Origin of the sequence: Thalassospira sp. CH_XMU1458 (genome assembly GCF_037027205.1) — a bacterium.
GTDB lineage: Bacteria > Pseudomonadota > Alphaproteobacteria > Rhodospirillales > Thalassospiraceae > Thalassospira > Thalassospira tepidiphila.
On sequence record NZ_JAYMDW010000001.1, the window covers coordinates 1,290,795 to 1,310,728 of the forward strand.

At 53.7% G+C, this 19,934-nt stretch carries 17 protein-coding genes; 16 read left to right on the forward strand and 1 reads right to left on the reverse strand.

Annotated elements, in window-relative coordinates; genetic code table 11:
* Positions 1-21: 21 nt before the first annotated feature.
* From WBY09_RS05805 to WBY09_RS05835, 7 genes are all read left to right on the forward strand, one after another.
* The gene (locus WBY09_RS05805) at positions 22-1,005 is read left to right on the forward strand and encodes a substrate-binding domain-containing protein (RefSeq protein ID WP_336232229.1); all 984 of its coding nucleotides are present in this window, start codon (positions 22-24) and stop codon (positions 1,003-1,005) included.
* An 84-nt stretch (positions 1,006-1,089) separates the two neighbouring features.
* On the forward strand, positions 1,090-2,094 hold the full coding sequence (locus WBY09_RS05810) for a Gfo/Idh/MocA family protein (protein ID WP_336232231.1): 1,005 nt from the start codon (positions 1,090-1,092) through the stop codon (positions 2,092-2,094).
* Positions 2,095-2,228: 134 nt separating this feature from the next.
* A complete protein-coding gene (locus WBY09_RS05815; RefSeq protein ID WP_083952669.1) occupies positions 2,229-3,176 on the forward strand; it encodes a sugar-binding protein in 948 nt (315 codons plus the stop codon).
* Between the two features lie 99 nt (positions 3,177-3,275).
* Complete coding sequence (locus WBY09_RS05820) at positions 3,276-4,793, forward strand: sugar ABC transporter ATP-binding protein (protein WP_336232234.1); 1,518 nt, start codon at positions 3,276-3,278, stop codon at positions 4,791-4,793.
* 3 nt (positions 4,794-4,796) lie between these two features.
* Positions 4,797-5,780 carry an ABC transporter permease gene (locus tag WBY09_RS05825; protein ID WP_064779640.1) on the forward strand — a complete coding sequence of 328 codons (984 nt, stop codon included), beginning with the start codon at positions 4,797-4,799 and terminating at the stop codon, positions 5,778-5,780.
* Between the two features lie 64 nt (positions 5,781-5,844).
* Positions 5,845-6,585: an ATP-binding cassette domain-containing protein gene (locus tag WBY09_RS05830; protein ID WP_114103823.1), complete on the forward strand. Its 741-nt coding sequence runs from the start codon at positions 5,845-5,847 to the stop codon at positions 6,583-6,585.
* A 26-nt stretch (positions 6,586-6,611) separates the two neighbouring features.
* Positions 6,612-7,607, forward strand: coding sequence for an ABC transporter permease (locus WBY09_RS05835; protein ID WP_286791957.1), 996 nt, complete (start codon positions 6,612-6,614; stop codon positions 7,605-7,607).
* Positions 7,608-7,714: 107 nt separating this feature from the next.
* Here WBY09_RS05835 and WBY09_RS05840 read toward each other — a convergent pair whose 3' ends face one another.
* Entirely contained in the window at positions 7,715-8,842 is a 1,128-nt protein-coding gene (locus WBY09_RS05840; RefSeq protein WP_336232238.1) for a Gfo/Idh/MocA family protein, read from the reverse strand.
* Positions 8,843-8,950: 108 nt separating this feature from the next.
* Between WBY09_RS05840 and WBY09_RS05845 the strand changes: the two genes are divergently transcribed.
* From WBY09_RS05845 to iolB, 9 genes are all read left to right on the forward strand, one after another.
* Positions 8,951-9,781, forward strand: coding sequence for a MurR/RpiR family transcriptional regulator (locus WBY09_RS05845; RefSeq protein WP_336232239.1), 831 nt, complete (start codon positions 8,951-8,953; stop codon positions 9,779-9,781).
* A 216-nt stretch (positions 9,782-9,997) separates the two neighbouring features.
* Positions 9,998-11,002, forward strand: a complete 1,005-nt coding sequence (iolG, locus tag WBY09_RS05850) for an inositol 2-dehydrogenase (RefSeq protein WP_336232240.1) — start codon at positions 9,998-10,000, stop codon at positions 11,000-11,002.
* A 429-nt stretch (positions 11,003-11,431) separates the two neighbouring features.
* Positions 11,432-12,373 (forward strand): sugar ABC transporter substrate-binding protein, encoded by a 942-nt coding sequence (locus WBY09_RS05855; RefSeq protein WP_336232242.1) that lies wholly within the window; start codon positions 11,432-11,434, stop codon positions 12,371-12,373.
* Between the two features lie 70 nt (positions 12,374-12,443).
* Positions 12,444-13,541, forward strand: coding sequence for an ABC transporter permease (locus WBY09_RS05860; RefSeq protein ID WP_197145661.1), 1,098 nt, complete (start codon positions 12,444-12,446; stop codon positions 13,539-13,541).
* The gene (locus tag WBY09_RS05865; protein WP_063088785.1) at positions 13,541-14,320 is read left to right on the forward strand and encodes an ATP-binding cassette domain-containing protein; all 780 of its coding nucleotides are present in this window, start codon (positions 13,541-13,543) and stop codon (positions 14,318-14,320) included. Before WBY09_RS05860 ends, WBY09_RS05865 begins: the two co-directional genes overlap by 1 nt.
* Positions 14,320-16,233: a bifunctional 5-dehydro-2-deoxygluconokinase/5-dehydro-2-deoxyphosphogluconate aldolase gene (locus WBY09_RS05870; protein ID WP_336232244.1), complete on the forward strand. Its 1,914-nt coding sequence runs from the start codon at positions 14,320-14,322 to the stop codon at positions 16,231-16,233. The genes WBY09_RS05865 and WBY09_RS05870 overlap by 1 nt, the downstream gene beginning before the upstream one ends.
* Positions 16,230-18,059 (forward strand): 3D-(3,5/4)-trihydroxycyclohexane-1,2-dione acylhydrolase (decyclizing), encoded by a 1,830-nt coding sequence (gene iolD / locus WBY09_RS05875; RefSeq protein ID WP_197145657.1) that lies wholly within the window; start codon positions 16,230-16,232, stop codon positions 18,057-18,059. Before WBY09_RS05870 ends, iolD begins: the two co-directional genes overlap by 4 nt.
* 4 nt (positions 18,060-18,063) lie before the next feature.
* Complete coding sequence (gene iolE / locus WBY09_RS05880) at positions 18,064-18,969, forward strand: myo-inosose-2 dehydratase (RefSeq protein WP_197145655.1); 906 nt, start codon at positions 18,064-18,066, stop codon at positions 18,967-18,969.
* On the forward strand, positions 18,969-19,772 hold the full coding sequence (iolB, locus tag WBY09_RS05885; protein ID WP_197145653.1) for a 5-deoxy-glucuronate isomerase: 804 nt from the start codon (positions 18,969-18,971) through the stop codon (positions 19,770-19,772). The genes iolE and iolB overlap by 1 nt, the downstream gene beginning before the upstream one ends.
* The last annotated feature ends 162 nt before the right edge of the window (positions 19,773-19,934 follow it).

Consider the following 19,934-nt stretch of genomic DNA (forward strand, 5'->3'; position numbering starts at 1 on the left):
GAGCTAAACGTGAAACATAAAATGTTACTAACTCTCACATCTGCGCTCATTCTTGCGACAGGTGTTGGCACTGCAAATGCCGATGGGAAAAAGACATTGGCCATTGTGGTGAAAGGCTTGGATAACCCGTTCTTCGAGCAAATCAATCTGGGTTGTCAGAAGTGGATATCGGAGAACATGGACTCTGAATACGAGTGTTTGTACACCGGGCCTGCATCCAGTGCTGATGAGGCAGGCGAAGTTCAGATCGTCGATGATCTGTTGACCCGCGGTGTTGCTGCAATTGCAATTTCGCCGTCAAATGCACCGGCGATGGCAAACCGAATTCGTCAGATCAACCCGAATGTTCCGGTGATGACGATTGATGCCGATTTCCTTGAAAAAGATCGCGACTTGCGGGCGACCTATCTGGGGACTGACAACTATCTGATGGGTGTCAAAATGGCCGAAGAAGCCATGACGCTTAAGCCGAATGGGGGATCGGTATGTTTGCAGTTGGGGAACGTCGCGGCGGACAATATCAACGCGCGTGCCGCTGGTTTCCGCGATACGATTTCCGGGGCCAAGGGGACAGAGCGCCTTGCGAACAGCAATGGCTGGACGGAAATTGAAGGGTGTCCGGTCTTTACCAATGACCAGGTCGATCTTGCCAACCAGCAGATGGCCGATACCTTCACGGCAAATCCCGATCTTGATGCCTTTATTCTGATTGGCGGCTGGGCACAGTTCGCACCGCAAGCCTATGCCCAGGTTACCGATCAGGTCATGGATCGGCTGAAATCCAAGGAGCTGATCCTGATTGCGGGCGATACACTTCCTCCGCAAACCCAGGCATTCCGGGACGGACGCAGTCACGCGCAGGTCGGTCAGCGTCCGTTTGAAATGGGGTATCGGGCCCCTGATGTGATGATCGAACTGATCAATGGCCAAAAGGTAGATGATCCACTCTATACGGGGCTGGATGTTTGCAATCAGTCGGATCCGGGTTTTTGCGCGGATAACTAATACCAATCCCTGATGAACTGAGCCGGATTTGTTGATCAGATCCGGCTCGATTTTTATCCGGACTTACACAGGGCGGAAGACAAAGTGACAAAAACAAAAATCAACTGGGGCATTCTTTCGACGGCCAATATCGGCGTGGAGAAAGTTATTCCGGCAATCAAAAAATCACCCTCGTCGAATGTGCTGGGGATTGCATCACGCAATGCAGGGCGATCGGCGAGGGTGGCCAATGACCTTGGAATTCAGAGGTCTTACGCGTCCTACGAGGCGTTGATCGCTGATCCGGAAATTGATGCGATTTACAACCCGTTGCCAAACCACATACATGTCGACTGGACGCTGGCTGCGGCACAGGCGGGTAAGCATGTGCTGTGTGAAAAGCCCATCGGGTTAAATGCGCGCGATGCGGAACGGCTGCGCGCGTGTCCGAAAAATGTGTTGGTCGCAGAGGCCTTTATGGTGCGCTACCACCCGCAATGGATACGTGTGCGCGAGATGGTCAGAAGCGGCGAGCTTGGTGAGGTTCGAGCGATCCAGGCGGCATTCAGTTACTTTAACGATGATGCTCAGAATATCCGCAACAGGCCAGAGACCGGCGGCGGTGCCATCATGGATATCGGTTGCTATCCGATCACGGCGGGCCGGTTTTTGTTCGAAGACGAGCCTTTGCGCGTCATGGCCCTGATCGATCGAGATCCCGCATTCAAAACCGATCGGATGGCGAGTGTGGTTGCGGACTTTGGCGGCGGCCGGCAATTGTCATTCATGGTTTCGACGCAACTGTGCCCGTATCAGACCTTGAATGTGTTTGGCACGAAGGCGCGGGCCGAAATCATGATCCCCTACAATGCGCCAGCAGATAAAGAAACCGCCCTGATTGTCGATGCGGGCGAGAGCCTGGATGGCAGTCTGGCTGGCTGTGAGATCGTGCCTGCGTGTGATCAGTATACAGAGCAGGCGGAAATGTTTGCGCAGGCCATTCTGACACGAAGAGGTTTGCCATACGGCATCGAGGATTCGATTGCCTCCATGCGTGTTCTTGACGCGGTTTTTGCGAGCGAAGAGCAAAAAACGTGGGCCAATCTGTGATTAAAACCATCAACTTACACAACCGGGGGTGAAAAATGCTTGATCCAAAATTATTAATGATATTATTAATTATGAGCCGCACAGATAATTTATAAATACAGTCGTGCGGATTGTTAATCGGGAGGATTAAACGCATGAAATTTGCAACAACATTCGCAACCCTCGGCCTGTCAATGGTTCTGGCTGGCGGGGCGTTCGCACAAGAAAAGCAGCAGCTTGCATTCGTGGTGAATGCTGCTTCGGACTTTTGGAAACTGGCAGAAGCAGGGGTCGAGGCCGCACAGGCAGAACTCCCCGAATATGAGCTGCAGTTCCGGTATCCTGCACAGGGAACCGCAGCACTTCAGAATGCGCTGATGGATGATTTGGTCGCCGGGGGCACTGATGCGATCATGATTTCCTCGGCCGATCCAAAGAACTCTATTGATGCGTTCAATCGCATTGCGGCCCAGGTGCCGCTCTTTACCACCGACAGTGATGCCCCGCAAAGTGATCGCATCGCCTATCTTGGGTCATCCAACGTTGCCGCTGGCGTTCAGGCTGGTGAGATTGCCGTGAAAGCACTGCCAAACGGCGGAAAATGCATGGGCTTTGTCGGGTTCCTTGGGGCCGACAACGCGATCGAGCGTATCGCCGGTTTCCGTCAGGCGGTTGAAGGCAGCGGTATCGAGCTTGTCGATGTGCGTGGTGATGATGTTGATTTTGCGCGTGCGCGATCAAACGTCGATGACGTGCTTGCGGCAAATCCCGACATTGATTGCATGGTCGGGTTTTATTCCTACAACCCGCCCAAAATTTACGAAGCATTGCAGGCTGCTGGCAAATTGGGGCAGGTGACGGTTGTTGCCTTTGATGAAGACCCTGTAACGCTTGGCGCGGTTCGCGAGGGCAGCTTTGCAGGCACGGTTGTTCAGGACCCCTACCAGTGGGGTTATCAGGGCATGCACCTGATGGCGGATTATCTTGAGGGCGATATGTCGAAGGTGCCCGCAGATGGTTTGATCATCGTGCCGACCCAGGTGATCGACAAATCCAATGTCGATGAGTTCGAGGCTGTCGTTAAGGAAAGAATAGGCGGGTAATTTTCTTCCCCCTGCCTAGCGAGCGGGCGTGTGAAATCTGCGAGTGCGCCTGCTCGCACCTTTCCAACGATGTCGAATGGACATTGGGGAGCCGAGTATATGAGTGCAGTGCATGGGCTTGATCTGCGACTTGAAGGCGTCACCAAGGTTTATCCCTGTGTGGTGGCCCTTAATGATGTTTCATTGCAGATCAAAGCTGGCGAAGTTGTTGGACTTCTTGGTGAAAACGGGGCCGGAAAATCGACCCTGATGAAGATTCTCGGCGGGCTGATCGCCCCGACATCCGGGAAAATTATTCTTGATGGACAGCAGTATGACGCCTTTGACGTCAAACAGTCCCAACAAGCAGGGATTGCGTTCGTCCATCAGGAACTGAATGTTTTCGATAACATGGATGTTTCCGCAAACATCTTCCTTGGCCGGGAACTGGTACGTGGGCCTTTGCGGCTGACTGATCGCAAAGCCATGAATAAAATGGCGGAGCCGCTGATCGAGCGTGTTGGCGCGCCGTTCAAGCCAGATACACCGGTTTCCACATTATCCTTGGCGGAGTGCCAGTTGCTGGAAATCGCCAAGGCGTTGTCGATGAATGCGCGGTTGGTCATCATGGATGAGCCGACATCAAGTCTCACACTTTCTGAGACCAACATGCTGCTTAAGGTCATTGCTGACCTTAAGGCGCAAGGGATTGCCGTCATCTATATTTCACATCGCCTGAGCGAGGTGGAGGAATGTGTCGACCGTGCGGTTGTCCTGCGCGATGGTCACAATGTCGGGGTGCTTGAGCGTCAGGCCGTTACGCATGACGCGATGATCCGCATGATGATCGGACGAGAGCTCAAGGCTCTTTACACACCACCTTCGGTGCCGGCCACCAAACCCGTTCTTTCTGTCAAAAACTTTGCGATCAAAAGCAAACCTGATCGCACGGCAAGCTTTGATGTGATGGCGGGCGAAATCCTTGGCGTTGCGGGTTTGATCGGGGCAGGGCGTACAGACTTGGCCGAGGCGATCTTTGGTGTTGGTGACAAGCTTGGCGGGGACATTCTGATTGATGGCAGAAAGACCGAGATCCATAGCCCGGCCGATGCCATCGCAGCAGGGCTTTATCTTGTGCCCGAAGACCGCAAGCGTGCCGGGTTGATCCTTGAATTTCCGACATTGGAAAATGTCACGATGGCCAATTTGCCGGCATACACATCACGTGGACTTGTTTCCCAGAAACGTCAGATTGCTGTGGCGGAATCCCAGCGCAGTGCGTTGGCGATCAAGACACATGATGTTCGCCGGGCAGCAAATGAGATGTCTGGTGGAAACCAGCAAAAAGTCGTTCTGGCAAAGTGGCTGTCCATGGATCCCAAAGTCATCATTTTCGATGAGCCGACCCGGGGGATCGATGTCGGTGCGAAAGCCGAGATTTATGGATTGATGCGATCGCTGGCCGATCGCGGAGTAGGGGTGATGATGATATCGAGCGATATGGAAGAGGTAATCGGGGTTTCAGACAGGATTGTCGTGATGAAAGACGGGCTGATTACTGGGGAATTACCGCGTTTTCGCTTTTCCGAGAGCAATGTGCTCAATCTCGCCGTCGGTAAAGTGCTGGAAGAGGCCTGAGAAATGCAAAAAAAAGATATCGGTCTTGGCATTCTGATTATCGTGGTTGGCGCAATTGTTTATATGCGTAACCCGCTTTTTCTGTCGCCCATCAACCTGGGCAATACCGCAAATCTGATCGGCCTGTTTGGCCTGTTTGCCATTGGGCAAGGGTTTGTCATCATGACTGGCGGTATTGATCTTTCCGTCGGATCGGTGATCGCACTGCTTGGTGTGTTATTTGTCGACATGGTCGGTAAGTTCGGTGTTCCCTGGCCATTGGCCGTGGCGATCATCATTGGCCTTGGTGTCCTGATCGGGCTGGCGCACGGTATCCTGATTACACGATTTAGGCTTCAGCCATTTGTCGTTACCTTGTGCGGGCTTTTGATTTATCGCGGCATCGCACGTGGATACACAGCGGAATCAACGGCAGGCTTTCCTTTTGGTTCCAGTTATCCTCAGCTTGAATGGCTTACAATCGGTCGGAGTTTCGGCGTTCCGCACTCGTTCGTCGCGATGCTGATTGTAGCGGCGGTGATGTGGGTTGTATTGCATCACACAGTTTTTGGTCGTCATCTTTGCGCGGTCGGCAAGAACGAGGAAGCCGCACGCTTTTCGGGGATAAACACCCGTTTCGTCACGGTGATGGCATATGTGATCTGTGCCGTGCTCGCATCAATTGCGGCGATATATTTCGCAATGTTCACCAAGTCCGTCCAGCCGTCTTCGCACGGTAACTTTTACGAGCTGTATGCGATTGCAGCCGCTGTTTTGGGCGGGTGTTCCTTGCGCGGTGGCGAAGGTTCCGTGATCGGGATCGTTCTTGGGGCTGTGTTGCTACAAGAACTGCAGAACCTGGTGAATTTGCTGGGCATTCCATCTTCGCTGAATTTCGCAGTGATGGGCGCTGTGATTTTACTGGGTGTTCTGGCAGATCAGCAATTTGCAGCCTATCGCACCAGAAAAAACACCGAAAGGGCGCTGGGCTTGCTGCAAAAGCCATAAACCACAAAAGAAAACCGTCTGCTTGTTACCACATTAGGTGGATCGGCAGATATGGGGGGTGTTCATGAATGTGCTTGAACTTAAAAACATATCCAAACGTTATGGCGCCATACAGGCACTTGATAGCGTGTCACTTGCCATTGCGCCGGGCGAAGTTGTCGGACTTATGGGCGATAACGGGGCGGGAAAATCCACCTTGGTCAAGGTGATTGCGGGGAACTTTGCCCCGACGTCGGGTGATATCCTTATATCCGATAAGAAAGTGGCGTTTAACAAGCCTTTGGATGCACAGAAAGCCGGTATCGAGGTCGTTTATCAGGATCTGGCGATTTGCAACAATCTGAGTGCAGCGTCGAACGTGTTTTTGGGACGTGAGCCGACCCGCCGGATAGGTCCGATCAAGGTTGTGGATTATGCCTTCATGCGCAGCAAATCCGCCGAACTGTTTGCGCGATTGAAATCGGAAACCCGTCCCCGTGATCTGGTGCACAAAATGTCCGGAGGGCAGCGTCAGGCTGTTGCAATCGCACGAACCCTTTTGAGCGATGCCAAGATCGTTTTGATGGACGAGCCAACGGCTGCGATCTCCGTTCGGCAGGTGGCGGAAGTCCTCAACCTTATCCGGCAGCTTAGTGATCATGGTATCGCCGTTGTTCTGATCAGCCACCGAATGCCCGATGTCTTTGAGGTCGCAGACAAGGTTGTTGTCCTGAGGCGCGGCGAACTTGTTGCTGACAAGAAAGCATCGCAGTCTTCGCCAGAAGAAATTACGGGCCTGATTACCGGCGCGATTGAGCACGCATGAGTGGACTTAAAAAAGGAACAATGAATATGGCAACGCCGACTCTTGCTGAAGTCATCAATCGTTCTCAGCATCATGGGCTGATCGCGCGGATCACAAGCCAGCAGATTTTTTGGGTGTTTATGGCGGCTGTCTTTGCCTGCCTTGCATTGACGATCCTTACCGACAGTTTCGCAACAGAGCGTAACCTGTTTAATGTCACCCGCAATTTTGCGTTTGTCGGGATCATTGCACTTGGCATGACGGCGGTTATTGCATCCGGCGGGATTGACCTTTCTGTTGGCTCTACGCTGGTGATCTCAGCGATGACGGTCAGTGTCATCATGTCTGCGGGAATGCCATTTTGGCTCGGTTGTATTGCCGCACTGGGTGTCTCGCTGCTTGTGGGGGCGGTTAATGGCGTGCTGATTGCCTATGCGAAAATGCCGCCATTTGTGGTGACGCTTGGCATGCTGTCGGTCGCGCGCAGTCTGGCAATGGTGCTTTCTGATAACAAAATGATCTATGAGTTCGGGCCGGATCACGACTTTTTGCTTTGGCTTGGGGGTGGTTCAACCCTCGGTCTTCCGCATCCATTGATCATCATGGTGATTCTGGCCTGCCTGACGGCGTTCGCGTTCAGACATTTGCGTTGGGGCCAGCACTTGTTCGCGATTGGCGGTAACGAAAATGCAGCGGTTCTGACCGGTATTCCCGTCGCGCGGATCAAAGTCAGCGTTTATATGTTTTCAGCCCTGATGGCAGGTATTACCGGGATCCTGGAAGTTGGCTGGCTCGGTGGGGTTACGACCAATCTTGGTCAGGCCATGGAGTTGACCGTCATTGCAGCTGCTGTCATCGGCGGTGCCAATCTTGCGGGTGGTGGTGGCACTGCGTTTGGTGCCGTGGTCGGTGCATTGTTGATTGAAGTGATCCGCAACAGCCTTATTTTGCTTGGTATAAGCACATTTTGGCAGGGAACTTTTGTTGGATCGTTCATAGTAATTGCCGTAGCGTTTGACCGTTTCAGGCAGAGAAAGTCATAGACCTGCAAAAGTACTTTGAGAGAAATGGCAGCTTTTTGAGGCAATCGGAAATGCCAAGTAATTGATTCTGCTGTATCTCGAATGTCACCTTTTGCGGCACGTGACAGCTATACCTCAGACAGCGAGACCCTTGTCCCGTCAGTCGCGGATTTCGCGATTGCATGAATGACCTTTTCGAATTCGTAAGCGTGTTCGAAATCGGGGTAGGCCGGACTGTCATCGCGGATCGCACAAAGCAGTGCGGCGGCTTCGATGACCTTGAGATCGTTAAAGCCAAGCTGATGTCCCGGTGCCGGGCAGAATTCGCCGTAGGGCGGATGTGCCGGGCCGGTCAGAATTGTGGTGAAACCCTGCTGCGCCTTGTCGCCTAAATTGCGATAAAGCTGCAACTCGTTCATGCGCTCCTGATCAAAGCAGATCATACCCTTGGTGCCATGAACTTCCCAAGCCAGCCGGTTTTTTCGCCCCCAGGCGGAGCGCGATGTCGAAAGGCTGCCCTGAGCGCCGTTGGCGAACCGCACCAAGGCAGATGCCGTATCCTCGTTTTCGACCTTGGCCCGCCCGGTTCCATCAGGGAGAGGTCGGGTGGTGTGAACAGTTTGCATATCGGCAATCAAGCTTTCGATTGGTCCGGCAAGGCCATATGCCATCGATACCAGATGACATCCCATATCCCCCAATGCCCCGAGACCAGCATCGGCAAGCTTGGCCCGCCATGTCCAGGGGAGTGCCGGGTCAGCCTGATAATCCTCGTCCACCCAGCCGCGGAAATGGACAATCTCACCAATTTCACCGCCCTGAAGCAGCCGACAGGCATGTGTGAATGCCGGGTTTTTGATGTAATTGTACCCGACCATGGTCTTGATGCCTGCTGTGCCGGCGGCATCGCGCATTTCGCGCGCCTGATCCAGCGTCAGAGCCAGGGGTTTCTCGCAATAAACATGTTTGCCCGCCTTGATGGCGGCAATTGCCATTTCGAAGTGAAACGCATTCGGTGTAGTGATCGAGACGATATCGACATCCGGATCTGAAATCAGCGATGTCCAGTCGGCGGTACTTTTGGCAAAGCCGAACTGGTCGGCCATCTGTTTGGCTTTTTCGACCGGCGTATCACATAAAACCGCAAGATGAGACTCCGGCACATCGCCCATAACAGCCCGTGCTGCACCAAATGCAAGCGCATGCGCCTTTCCCATGAAACCAGTGCCAATCAGGCCAATGCCAAGAGATTTCATTTGCCGGAACTCCTCACCTAGTCAAAATAGAATTTTTGTTCTATTTAATGGATGGTCATGGAACGCGCCGTGCGTCAAGCAGAAACAAAACAAGGAAGAATAAACGCCATGAGTGATCAGACCGCACCTGTTTCGCTTGAGGAATTCAATCACCGTCTGGCTGAAATATCGGAAACCATGCCCAAAAGGCTGCGCCAATGTGCCGAGTTTGTTGCGCAAAATACGGATCGCATTGCTGTTTCCACAGTTGCCGAACTATCGGTCGGTGCAGGCGTGCAGCCCTCGGCCTTCATGCGGTTCTGTCAGTTGATGGGATTTTCCGGATTTTCTGAAATGCAGAAAATGTTTCGGGAAACCTATGCACAAAAATGGCCGGACTACGCCACCCGGCTTGAGAACCTGCGCGCGACAGGGGATGACAGCCCCAGTGCCCTGCTGGCCGAGTTTGTCGAAGCAGGGCGGTTGTCGCTGGAAAATCTGGCGTCAACGGTTGATCTGGAAACGCTGGAAAAGGCGGTCGATGTCTTGGCTGAAGCCCCGATGATCCATGTGGTTGGTTTCAGACGTGCCTTTCCGGTCGCGAGTTATCTTTCCTATGCGTTTGAAAAGATGAACATTGCCGCCGTTCTGCATGACGGTGTGGGTAACCTCAATCCACGCCACGCGATCCGCGAAGGTGATGTGGTGATTGCGATCACCTTTGCGCCCTATTCACAGGAAACGATTGATCTTGCAGCCTATGCGCATGACCTTGGAAACAAGGTTGTGGCGATCAGTGATTCGCTGAGCGGGCCGATGCGCAAAACAGAAGCCTTGATGTTATCTGTATCGGAAGTCGATGTCGGGGCGTTCAGGGCACTTTCGGCGACAATCTCGTTGGCGATTGCCTTGGCCGTCTCTGTCGGGGCAAAGCGCGAGAAACTGATCGATGGAGAATAATTATTGAAAAACAAAAATAATGGAATAAAAATTCCATAGCGTATTCCCAAGCAGAATATGCGTATCAGCATAAACGGGTGCGAGAGACATCCGCGTGATCATCCCGAAATCATCGATCTGCCAATTGGTTTGCCAGGTTCTTGCTGGCGTGTCGCAGGTAGTTCGGGAAGGTCAACGTAAGTCAAGGCGGGAACGCCGAAGGGAAGGAACATCGGAATGCTTAAAATAGGTTTGCTGGGCGCTGGACGTATCGGGCAGGTCCATGCGGTAAATATTGTCGCGCACCCGCAAAGTGAACTGGTCGCGGTGTCGGACAAATTTGATGAACCTGCCGAGAAGCTCGCGCGGATGCATGGCGCTGCAGTTCGTAGCAGCGACGACATCATTGCCGATGCGGCGATTGATGCCGTGTTGATCGCAACACCGACCGATACCCACGCGGACCTGCTGGAGGCCGCGACAGCAGCAGGGAAGGCGGTTCTGTGTGAGAAGCCGGTTGATCTTGATCTTAAGCGTGCCCTGGATTGTCTTGCGCGATGTGAACCACACGGCCAGCCCATCATGGTTGGATTTAACCGCCGCTTTGATCCGAACTTTGCCCATCTGAAAGCGGCCTTTGATCAAGGCGAAATCGGCAAGGGGGAGCTGCTTTCGATCACTTCCTTTGATCCGGCACCACCGCCGGTAAGCTATGTAAAGGTCTCTGGCGGGATTTTCCGCGATATGGCGATCCATGATTTTGATATGGCCTGCTGGATGTATGGCGCGCTGCCCGACAAAGTTACCGCGATCGGATCAAGCATTGTCGATCCGGAAATTGGAAAGGCAGGTGACTTTGATACTGCCGTTACCACGCTTGAGTTTTCTGGCGGGCGTATGGCCGTGATTAAAAACAGCCGTCGTGCGGCATATGGCTATGACCAGCGTATCGAGTTTTTGGGCTCGGACGGGTTGCTTGCCGCACATAACGTTCTGGAAAACACGATTGAGAAAATCACCGCGCACGGTGCAACCAAGGCCAAGCCGGAGCATTTCTTCCTCGAACGCTATGCCAAGGCCTATCAAATTGAATGGAACAGTTTCATTGAAGGCGTGCAGGGGGGAGCCTCGCTTCCAGTGACCCTGAAGGATGGTATCAATGCCCTGGTCGTCGCCGAGGCCGCTGCGCTTTCCGCGCGCGAGGGGCGGAGCGTTGATGTCGCAAAAGAAATTCTGCGCTGATTATACGCGTCCAGATCAGGGCTTGAACATTAACCGGCGTGGCCCATCAGCTGCGCCGGTCTTCTTTTGACGATCAGGGATTTGTGCCGTGCGAGTCGTCCCGAAAACTTAAAACGACCGATGGCGACTACCTTTATTTGCAAGGACGTTGTCGCCTGTCGCATTTTGGTTCGGGGTGGGATGAGTGGCGGTTTCAGCTGGTTTGGCAAGGCCTTGTGGCGGTGACGCAGGGTTATCTTGCAGCGCAATAGAAAAAAAATGTTGATTTTGCTATAAAATAGAACAAAAATTCTATTCAACGGTTTTAACGGGTCATATCAACCCACGCCGCCAGAAGCAGAAAGGTTGCACAAAGACGACTGACTGCCAGAAGAAGACATAAATTCAATGGGAAAATCCCAATATTTCAGCCGACTAGGGAGGCAACAGATGAAAAAGGCGCTTACTGCCATCGCGGCAGCAGCATTTGCATTTGCCGGTTTGTCCGCAACCGCATCCGCAGAAAATGAAAAATTCGTTCTCATCAGCCACGCACCGGATTCTGATAGCTGGTGGAACGTGATCAAAAACGCGATCAAGGTCGCGGGTGATCAGATGGGTGCAGAAGTCGAATATCGTAACCCGCCGACCGGTGACCTTGCCGATATGGCGCGTATTGTTGAACAGGCTGCTGCCACCAATCCGGATGGCATCATCGTTACCATTGCAGACTTCAACGTCCTTAAGGGGCCGATCACTGATGCCGTGGATAAGGGTATCCCTGTGATCACGATCAACTCCGGCACGCAGGAACAATCCGAAGAACTTGGCGCGCTGATGCATGTCGGCCAGCCGGAATATGATGCCGGATTTGGTGCCGGTAAACGTGCCGCCGCCGCTGGCGCGAAAAGCTTTGTCTGTGTAAACCACTACATCACCAACCCGGCGTCTGTTGAGCGTTGCCGTGGCTTTGCCGACGCACTTGGTGTCGAGCTTGGCAGCCAGATGATCGATAGCGGTCAGGACCCGTCAGAAGTAAAGAACAAGGTTAGCGCGTATCTGAATTCCAATCAGGATGTTGATGCTGTGCTGACACTGGGCCCGAACTCTGCCCATCCGACCCTTGCAGCCCTGCGTGACGCGGGTCTTGCCGGTGAAATGATGTTTGGTACGTTTGATTTGTCATCCGAGATTGCCGAGGCCATCAAGGCTGGTGAAATCAACTTTGCCATCGATCAGCAGCCTTACCTTCAGGGTTATCTTCCGGTCGTCATTCTGACCAACTATGCGCGCTATAGCGTTCTGCCGTCCGGGCATATCAACTCGGGCCCTGGTTTCATTACCAAGGACAACATCGCGCAGGTCGAAAAATACGCCGGCGAATACCGTTAAGATTTCCTCCCGCCAAGGGCGCGCCCAAGGCCGCCCTTGGTACCCACCTGATAGTTAAAAGAGTGATGCCATGTCGGACGAGCGGCTCAAGCAAGTCTCAGCCATTCGCCGTGCCATGATCAGGCCCGAACTCGGCGCGATCTGCGGTACGATCCTGGTCTTTGTTTTCTTCTTCATGATTGCCGGTGATAGCGGCATGTTTTCCCCGGAAGGCATTCAGAACTGGGGCGTTGTATCGGCCCAGTTTGCCATCATCGCAGTCGGTGCCTGCCTGTTGATGATTGCCGGTGAATTCGATCTTTCGGTCGGCTCAATGATCGGCTTTGCAGGTGTGGTGATCGCCATTCTGTCTGTTCAATGGGGCCTGCCGGTTTGGCTGTCTATTATTGCGGCCTTCATCGTATGCACGGCACTGGGCGCACTGAACGGTTTTCTGGTGATCAAAACCGGCCTGCCGAGCTTCATTGTTACCCTGGCATTCTTATATATTCTGCGTGGTCTGACGATCTGGCTTTCCATCCTGACAACCCGACAGACCATTATTGGCGGGGTCAAGGAAGTTGCCGAGGGTGATCCGCTTGCCTGGCTGTTTGGCGGTGTGATCTTCAAGGGCTTTTTCCAGTGGCTTGGCGATATCGGTGTCATTGAGACCTTTACCCGTGGTTCCCGTATCGGGCAGCCAGTTGTGGAAGGTCTGCCGATGCTGGTCATCTGGGCGCTGGCATTGATCATTTTTGGTCATTGGCTTTTGACCAAAACACGTTTCGGTAACTGGATTTTCGCATCTGGCGGGGATGCGCAGGCCGCACGTTATGTCGGCGTTCCAGTCAATCGCGTTAAAATCCTGATGTTCATGTTCACCGCATTCTGCGCAACCGTCTTCGCGACCTGCCAGGTCATGGAATTCGGATCGGCTGCAGCCGATCGTGGTTTGCTCAAGGAATTTGAAGCCATCATTTGTGTGGTGATTGGCGGCGCACTTCTGACGGGTGGTTATGGTTCAGTCATTGGTGCTGCGCTGGGGGCTTTGATCTTTGGTGTGGTTCAGCAAGGCTTGTTCTTTGCTGGTGCGGAAAGTTCACTTTTCCGGGTGTTCCTGGGCGGTATCCTGATCTTTGCTGTGATCATGAATACCTATATCCGCCGCATGATTACGGGAGAACGGTAATGAGTACGCCACTGATTGAAATGGACAATATCGAAAAGCATTTCGGACCGGTAATCGCGTTGGGCGGCGTTTCGTTTAATGTGATGGAAGGCGAGTGCCACTGTCTTCTGGGTGATAACGGGGCGGGCAAGTCGACCTTCATCAAGACCATGTCAGGCGTACACAAGCCGACCAAGGGTGTCATGCGGGTTAGTGGTCAGGAGACCGTTTTCGACAGTCCGCGTGACGCGATGGAAGCCGGGATCGCGACTGTTTATCAGGATCTGGCGATGATCCCGCTGATGTCTGTGACGCGCAATTTCTGGATGGGGCGCGAACCGCGCAAAAGCTTTGGTCCATTCAAATGGATCGACTTCAAACATGCCAACAAGGTCACCTTGGATGAAATGGCATCCATGGGCATCAATCTGCGCGAACCCGAACAAGCGGTTGGTACGCTGTCGGGCGGGGAGCGGCAAACAGTTGCGATTGCGCGTGCCGTTTATTTCGGTGCCAAGGTCCTGATCCTTGATGAACCGACATCGGCACTTGGTGTGCGCCAGACGTCAAACGTCCTGGCGACCATTGATCGGGTGCGTAAAGCCGGAATTGGCGTCATCTTCATTACCCACAACGTGCGCCACGCGATGGCAGTTGGCGACAGGTTTACGGTTTTGAACCGCGGCCAGACCCACGGCACGGCAAAGCGTGGTGAAATCAAACCCGAAGAGCTTCAAGACCTTATGGCGGGCGGTCAGGAGCTGGCTGAACTCGAAGGGTCCCTTGGAGGGACGATTTAATGAAGCGGCTTGATGTCATTACGATTGGACGATCATCCGTTGACCTTTATGGCACCCAGATTGGCGGGCGCCTTGAGGACATGGCGTCGTTCAAGAAGTATATCGGGGGTTCCCCGACCAATATGGCGTGCGGGACTGCGCGACTGGGATTGAAATCTGCGCTTATCACGCGGGTTGGCGACGAGCATATGGGGCGGTTCATCCGCGAAAAGCTGGTTGCCGAAGGCGTTGATGTTCAGGGTGTCATAACCGACCCTGAGCGCCTGACGGCACTTGTGCTTTTGGGCGTGCGCGATCAGGAGCAGTTTCCGTTGATTTTCTATCGGGAAAACTGTGCCGATATGGCGTTGTGTGAGGATGATATCGATCCCGACTTCATTGCAAGTGCACGCTGTGTGACGGTTACCGGGACGCACCTTTCGCATCCCAAAACCCGTGCGGCTGTTCTGAAGGCCGTTCGACTGGCCCGTGATACCGGCGCCAAAACCGCACTCGATATCGATTACCGTCCCAATCTTTGGGGGCTGTCGGGGCATGGGGATGGTGAAAACCGTTTCATTGCATCGGACGCTGTTACCAAGGAATTGCAGGCAACCCTGCATCTGTTTGATCTGATCGTCGGCACTGAGGAAGAATTCCATATTGCCGGTGGTGTGACCGATACGCTCGAAGCGCTTGAAAATGTTCGGGTGATTTCGAATGCGACACTGGTTTGCAAACGAGGCCCAATGGGGGCTGTGGCGTTTGCTGACAAAATTGGCAAAAGCCTTGATGACGGAATTTCAGGGCCGGGATTTACGGTTGATGTGTTTAATGTCCTGGGGGCGGGTGACGGGTTCATGTCGGGCCTGTTGAAAGGCTGGCTGAGCGATGCGGACTGGGAAACGTCCCTGAAATACGCCAATGCCTGTGGCGCATTTGCGGTGTCGCGCCATGGCTGTACACCGGCTTATCCGAGTTGGGATGAACTGCAGTTCTTCTTTGATCGCGGTATCAAAACCCCGGAACTGCGCAACGATGCAGAGTTGGAGCAAATCCACTGGTCAACCAACCGTACCGGCAGTTGGCCGGAAATGCGGGTTTTTGCATTTGATCACCGGATGCAGCTTGAAGATCTAGCCGATGATGTTGGCGTTTCGCATGACCGCATTGGTCCGTTCAAGGAACTGTGCCTGCGCGCGGTCCAGAATGTTTCGGGCGGCAAGGATGGATACGGCATCCTGTGCGACCGCCGACTGGGGCGTGATGCCCTTTATGCGGCGGCCGGCACCGGGCTTTGGATCGGGCGACCGGTTGAACTTCCGGGGTCGCGTCCGCTTGAACTGGAAATTGGTCCCGATCTTGGCACGCAACTGGCCGAATGGCCGGTGGAGCATGTGGTCAAGGTTTTGTGTTTCTATCATCCCGATGATGATGATGTGACCAAGGCCGATCAGGAAGCCACCATCATTCGGCTTGCCAATGCAGCGCGCGGCAATGGCTTGGAATTCCTTCTGGAAGTTATTCCGTCAAAGGTTCGCGATTGTGATGATAAAACAACGGCCAAGGTGATCAGACGTTTCTATGAAATCGGTGTTTATCCCGATTGGTGGAAGCTTGAACCGATGAAATCGGATGCGGCATGGCGCAATGCCTGCGATGCGATTGCCCAAAATGATCCCTATTGCCGGGGTATCGTCGTGCTTGGTCTTGATGCACCAGAAGCAGAGCTTGTGGAAAGCTTCGAGGTTGCGGCGCGCTTTAACATGGTCAAAGGCTTTGCTGTCGGGCGCACGATCTTTATCGATGTTGCGCGTGACTGGTTGCAAGGTACGATTGCCGATGATCAGGCCGTTACTGCAATGGCCCAAAAATATCGCGCCCTTTGTGATACCTGGGACGCGGCACGCAAAAAATCGGGAGGAGCGGCATGAAAACCGTTCGATTAACCGCCGCCCAAGCGATGGTGCGGTATCTGAGCGTACAGCGCAATCACGACGGCGAAGGCTTTTTCGGTGGCTGCTGGGCCATTTTCGGTCATGGCAACGTCGCCGGAATGGGCGAGGCGCTTCATGGCGCAGGCGACAGTTTTCCAACATGGCGTGGTCATAATGAACAAAGCATGGCCCACGCGGCGATCGCCTATGCCAAGGCATCCAATCGCAAACGGGCCATGGCGGTCACGACATCAATCGGGCCAGGTGCGACCAATATGGTGACGGCCGCAGCACTGGCCCATGTCAATCGCTTGCCCGTTCTGTTTATCCCCGGCGATGTATTTGCCAATCGTGCACCGGACCCGGTTTTGCAACAGATCGAAGATTTCGGGGACGGTACGATTTCGGCCAATGACTGCTTCAAACCGGTCAGTCGGTACTTTGATCGTATTACCCGCCCGGAACAGCTTCTGACAGCATTGCCGCGCGCAATGGCGGTTCTGACAGACCCGGCCGATTGTGGGCCGGTGACCCTGGCATTTTGTCAGGATGTGCAGGCAGAAGCCTATGACTGGCCAGAAAGCTTCTTTGTGCCAAAGACATGGAAACACCTGCGTCCCCGTGCGGACCTTCAACAGATTGAAGACGCGATTGGCGCGATCAGATCGGCGAAAAAACCGCTGATTATTGCCGGTGGTGGCGTGCATTATGCCCAAGCCTGTGATGATCTGCGTGATTTTGCCCATCGTCACAACATCCCGGTGGCCGAAACGCAGGCAGGGAAATCTGCCTTGCCGTGGGACGATGATCTCAATATGGGATCAATTGGCGTTACCGGGGCAACTAGCGCCAATGCCATTGCCGAGGACGCCGATCTGATCATTGCGGTTGGCACACGTCTTCAAGATTTCACGACGGGCAGCTGGGCGCTGTTCAAGAACCCTGATCGTCGTATTCTTTCGATCAATGTGGCGGCCTATGATGCGCGCAAACATGACGCGATTTCCGTCGTTGGCGATGCCAAGATTACGTTGGCGGAGCTCACAAATGCGTTGGCTGACTATCGCGCAGTTGCGGTGGACCCGGCACTCAAGCAAAGCTGGATGGATGTGGTTGATAGTGTCACTGCGACGCCAACAGGAAATGCGCTCCCGACTGATGCGCAGGTGATTGGTGCGGTTCAGCGCAGCACAGACGAAAATGCGATTGTTGTTTGTGCAGCCGGTGGGCTTCCTGGTGAACTTCACAAGCTTTGGAAAGCAACCCGGCCCAATGGCTATCACGTTGAGTATGGTTTCTCGTGCATGGGATACGAGATCGCCGGGGGGCTAGGGGTCAAGATGGCCTGCCCGGATCGCGAAGTCGTCGTCATGGTGGGGGATGGATCCTACATGATGATGAATTCCGAGCTCGCGACCAGTGTGATGCTGGGGCACAAGATCATCACTGTGATCCTTGATAATCGGGGCTTTGGCTGTATCAACCGTTTGCAGATGGCAACCGGCGGGGAAAGTTTTAACAACCTTCTTGATACCGCGCGCCATGTCGTGCCCTCAGCAATTGATTTTGCCGCGCATGCCGGTGCGATGGGGGCGATTGCCGAAAAGGTATCCTCGATCACCGAGCTTGAAGACGCCATGGTGCGCGCCAAAGAGGCTGATCGATCCTATGTCATTGTGATTGATACCGATCCGTTGCCAAGCACGGAAGCCGGTGGTCATTGGTGGGATGTCGCCGTGCCGGAAGTATCGGTTCGCCCAAGCGTCAACGAAGCCAGAAAAAATTACGAAGCCGCGCTGAAAAAGCAGCGCCCGGGAGATTAAAATAATGATCCTTTACGGTACCAATCCGATCGCCTGGTCCAATGATGATGACCAGACCCTTGGCGCAGACATCAGCCTTGAAACCTGTTTGTCCGAGGCGGGAAAGATTGGCTTTGACGGCATTGAAAAAGGCCACAAGATGCCGACCGAGCCAGCGGCACTGAAAGCTGCCCTTGCGCCACATGGCCTTAAATTCGTTTCAGGTTGGCATTCGCTTAATCTTCTGACCCATTCGGTCGAGGACGAGAAAAAGGCCATTCAACCGCATCTGGATCTTCTGAAGGCGATGGGATGCAAGGTTTGCATCGTCTGTGAAACGTCCAACGCCATTCACGGCAATGATAACGCAGCCCTTAATAACAGCCCGGTTCTCCATGCCGATCATTGGGCCAAGTTCGGTGCGGATGTCGAAAAAATCGCCGCCTATTGTGCCGATCAGGGCATTGATCTGGTTTATCACCATCACATGGGCACGATTGTCGAAACGGCTGATGAAATTCATGCCTTCATGAAAAATACCGGGCCGAAAACCAAGCTTCTGCTTGATACCGGTCATGCATGGTTCGGGGGTGCCGACCCCGAAGAACTGGCTGCGCGTTACATGGATCGTGTTGGCCATATCCATTGCAAAAACGTGCGCCCGACAATTAGCAAACAGGTCCGTGAAGAAGGGCTTAGCTTCCTTGAAGGTGTGCGGCGCGGGGTCTTTACCGTCCCGGGCGATATCGAGGGGGGCGCTGCATTTGAACCGGTCCTGAAAATCGCAGCCGACCATGGATATTCCGGCTGGCTGGTGATCGAGGCAGAACAGGATCCGAACGTTCGTAATCCGTTTGAATATCAGTCATTGGGACTGAAATCGCTGCGCGACATGGCACGGAAAACCGGACTGGATAAAGGAGACGCCTGATGGCTGATCTGCTCAGAAAGCCGAATGGAACGACCGGGAAGGTCCACGATATCACGACGGATAGTGCCAATTGGGGTTATGTCGGGTTTGGGTTGTATCACCTGAAACCCGGCGAAACTGCCCGGGAAGCAACTGGCGACCGTGAGGTCATTCTGGTTTTGGTTGAAGGCAAGGCAAAGATTTCTGTCGATGATCAGGATTTCGGTGAACTCGGCAAACGCATGAGCGTGTTTGAGCGTATCCCGCCAGCCTGTGTCTATGCGCCCAATGATGCCAACTGGAAAGCTGTTGCGACCACCGATTGCACGCTTGCCGTCTGTACCGCACCCGGGAAGGGAAATTACCCTGCACGCGTAATCGAAAATATCGAGCTCGTAGAGCGTGGCAAAGGGGCGAATACCCGATATATCCACCCGATTGCGATGGAGGAAAAAGACATCGCCGATAGTCTTCTGGTGACCGAGGTCTTTACCCCGCAAGGCAACTGGTCAAGCTATCCGCCGCACCGTCATGACGAGGATAACTATCCCGACATGACCTATCTTGAGGAAACCTATTACCATCGCCTCAATCCCAGACAGGGATTTGGATTCCAGCGGGTCTTTACCGAAGATGGCGAACTTGATGAAACCATGGCGGTTTCAGACGGTGATGTTGTACTGGTGCCCAAAGGCCATCATCCATGTGGCAGCCCATATGGCTATGAGATGTATTACCTCAATGTCATGGCAGGGCCGGTGCGCAAATGGCGGTTCCAGAACCACCCGGACCATGACTGGATCTTCCAGCGCGATAGCAAGTGATGCCCTTGTTTGATCCAGGACCCAACAAGGCGCACAATTGCAACGTCGTGACACGCCTTGCGGTGCATGTTGTAATGGCTGTGCTTAGCGTGCTTGTGGTATTCTGGGTTAGTGCGGCTTTCTCTTCGTCGCCGTTGCTCAGCTCCGATATTCGGAACGAGG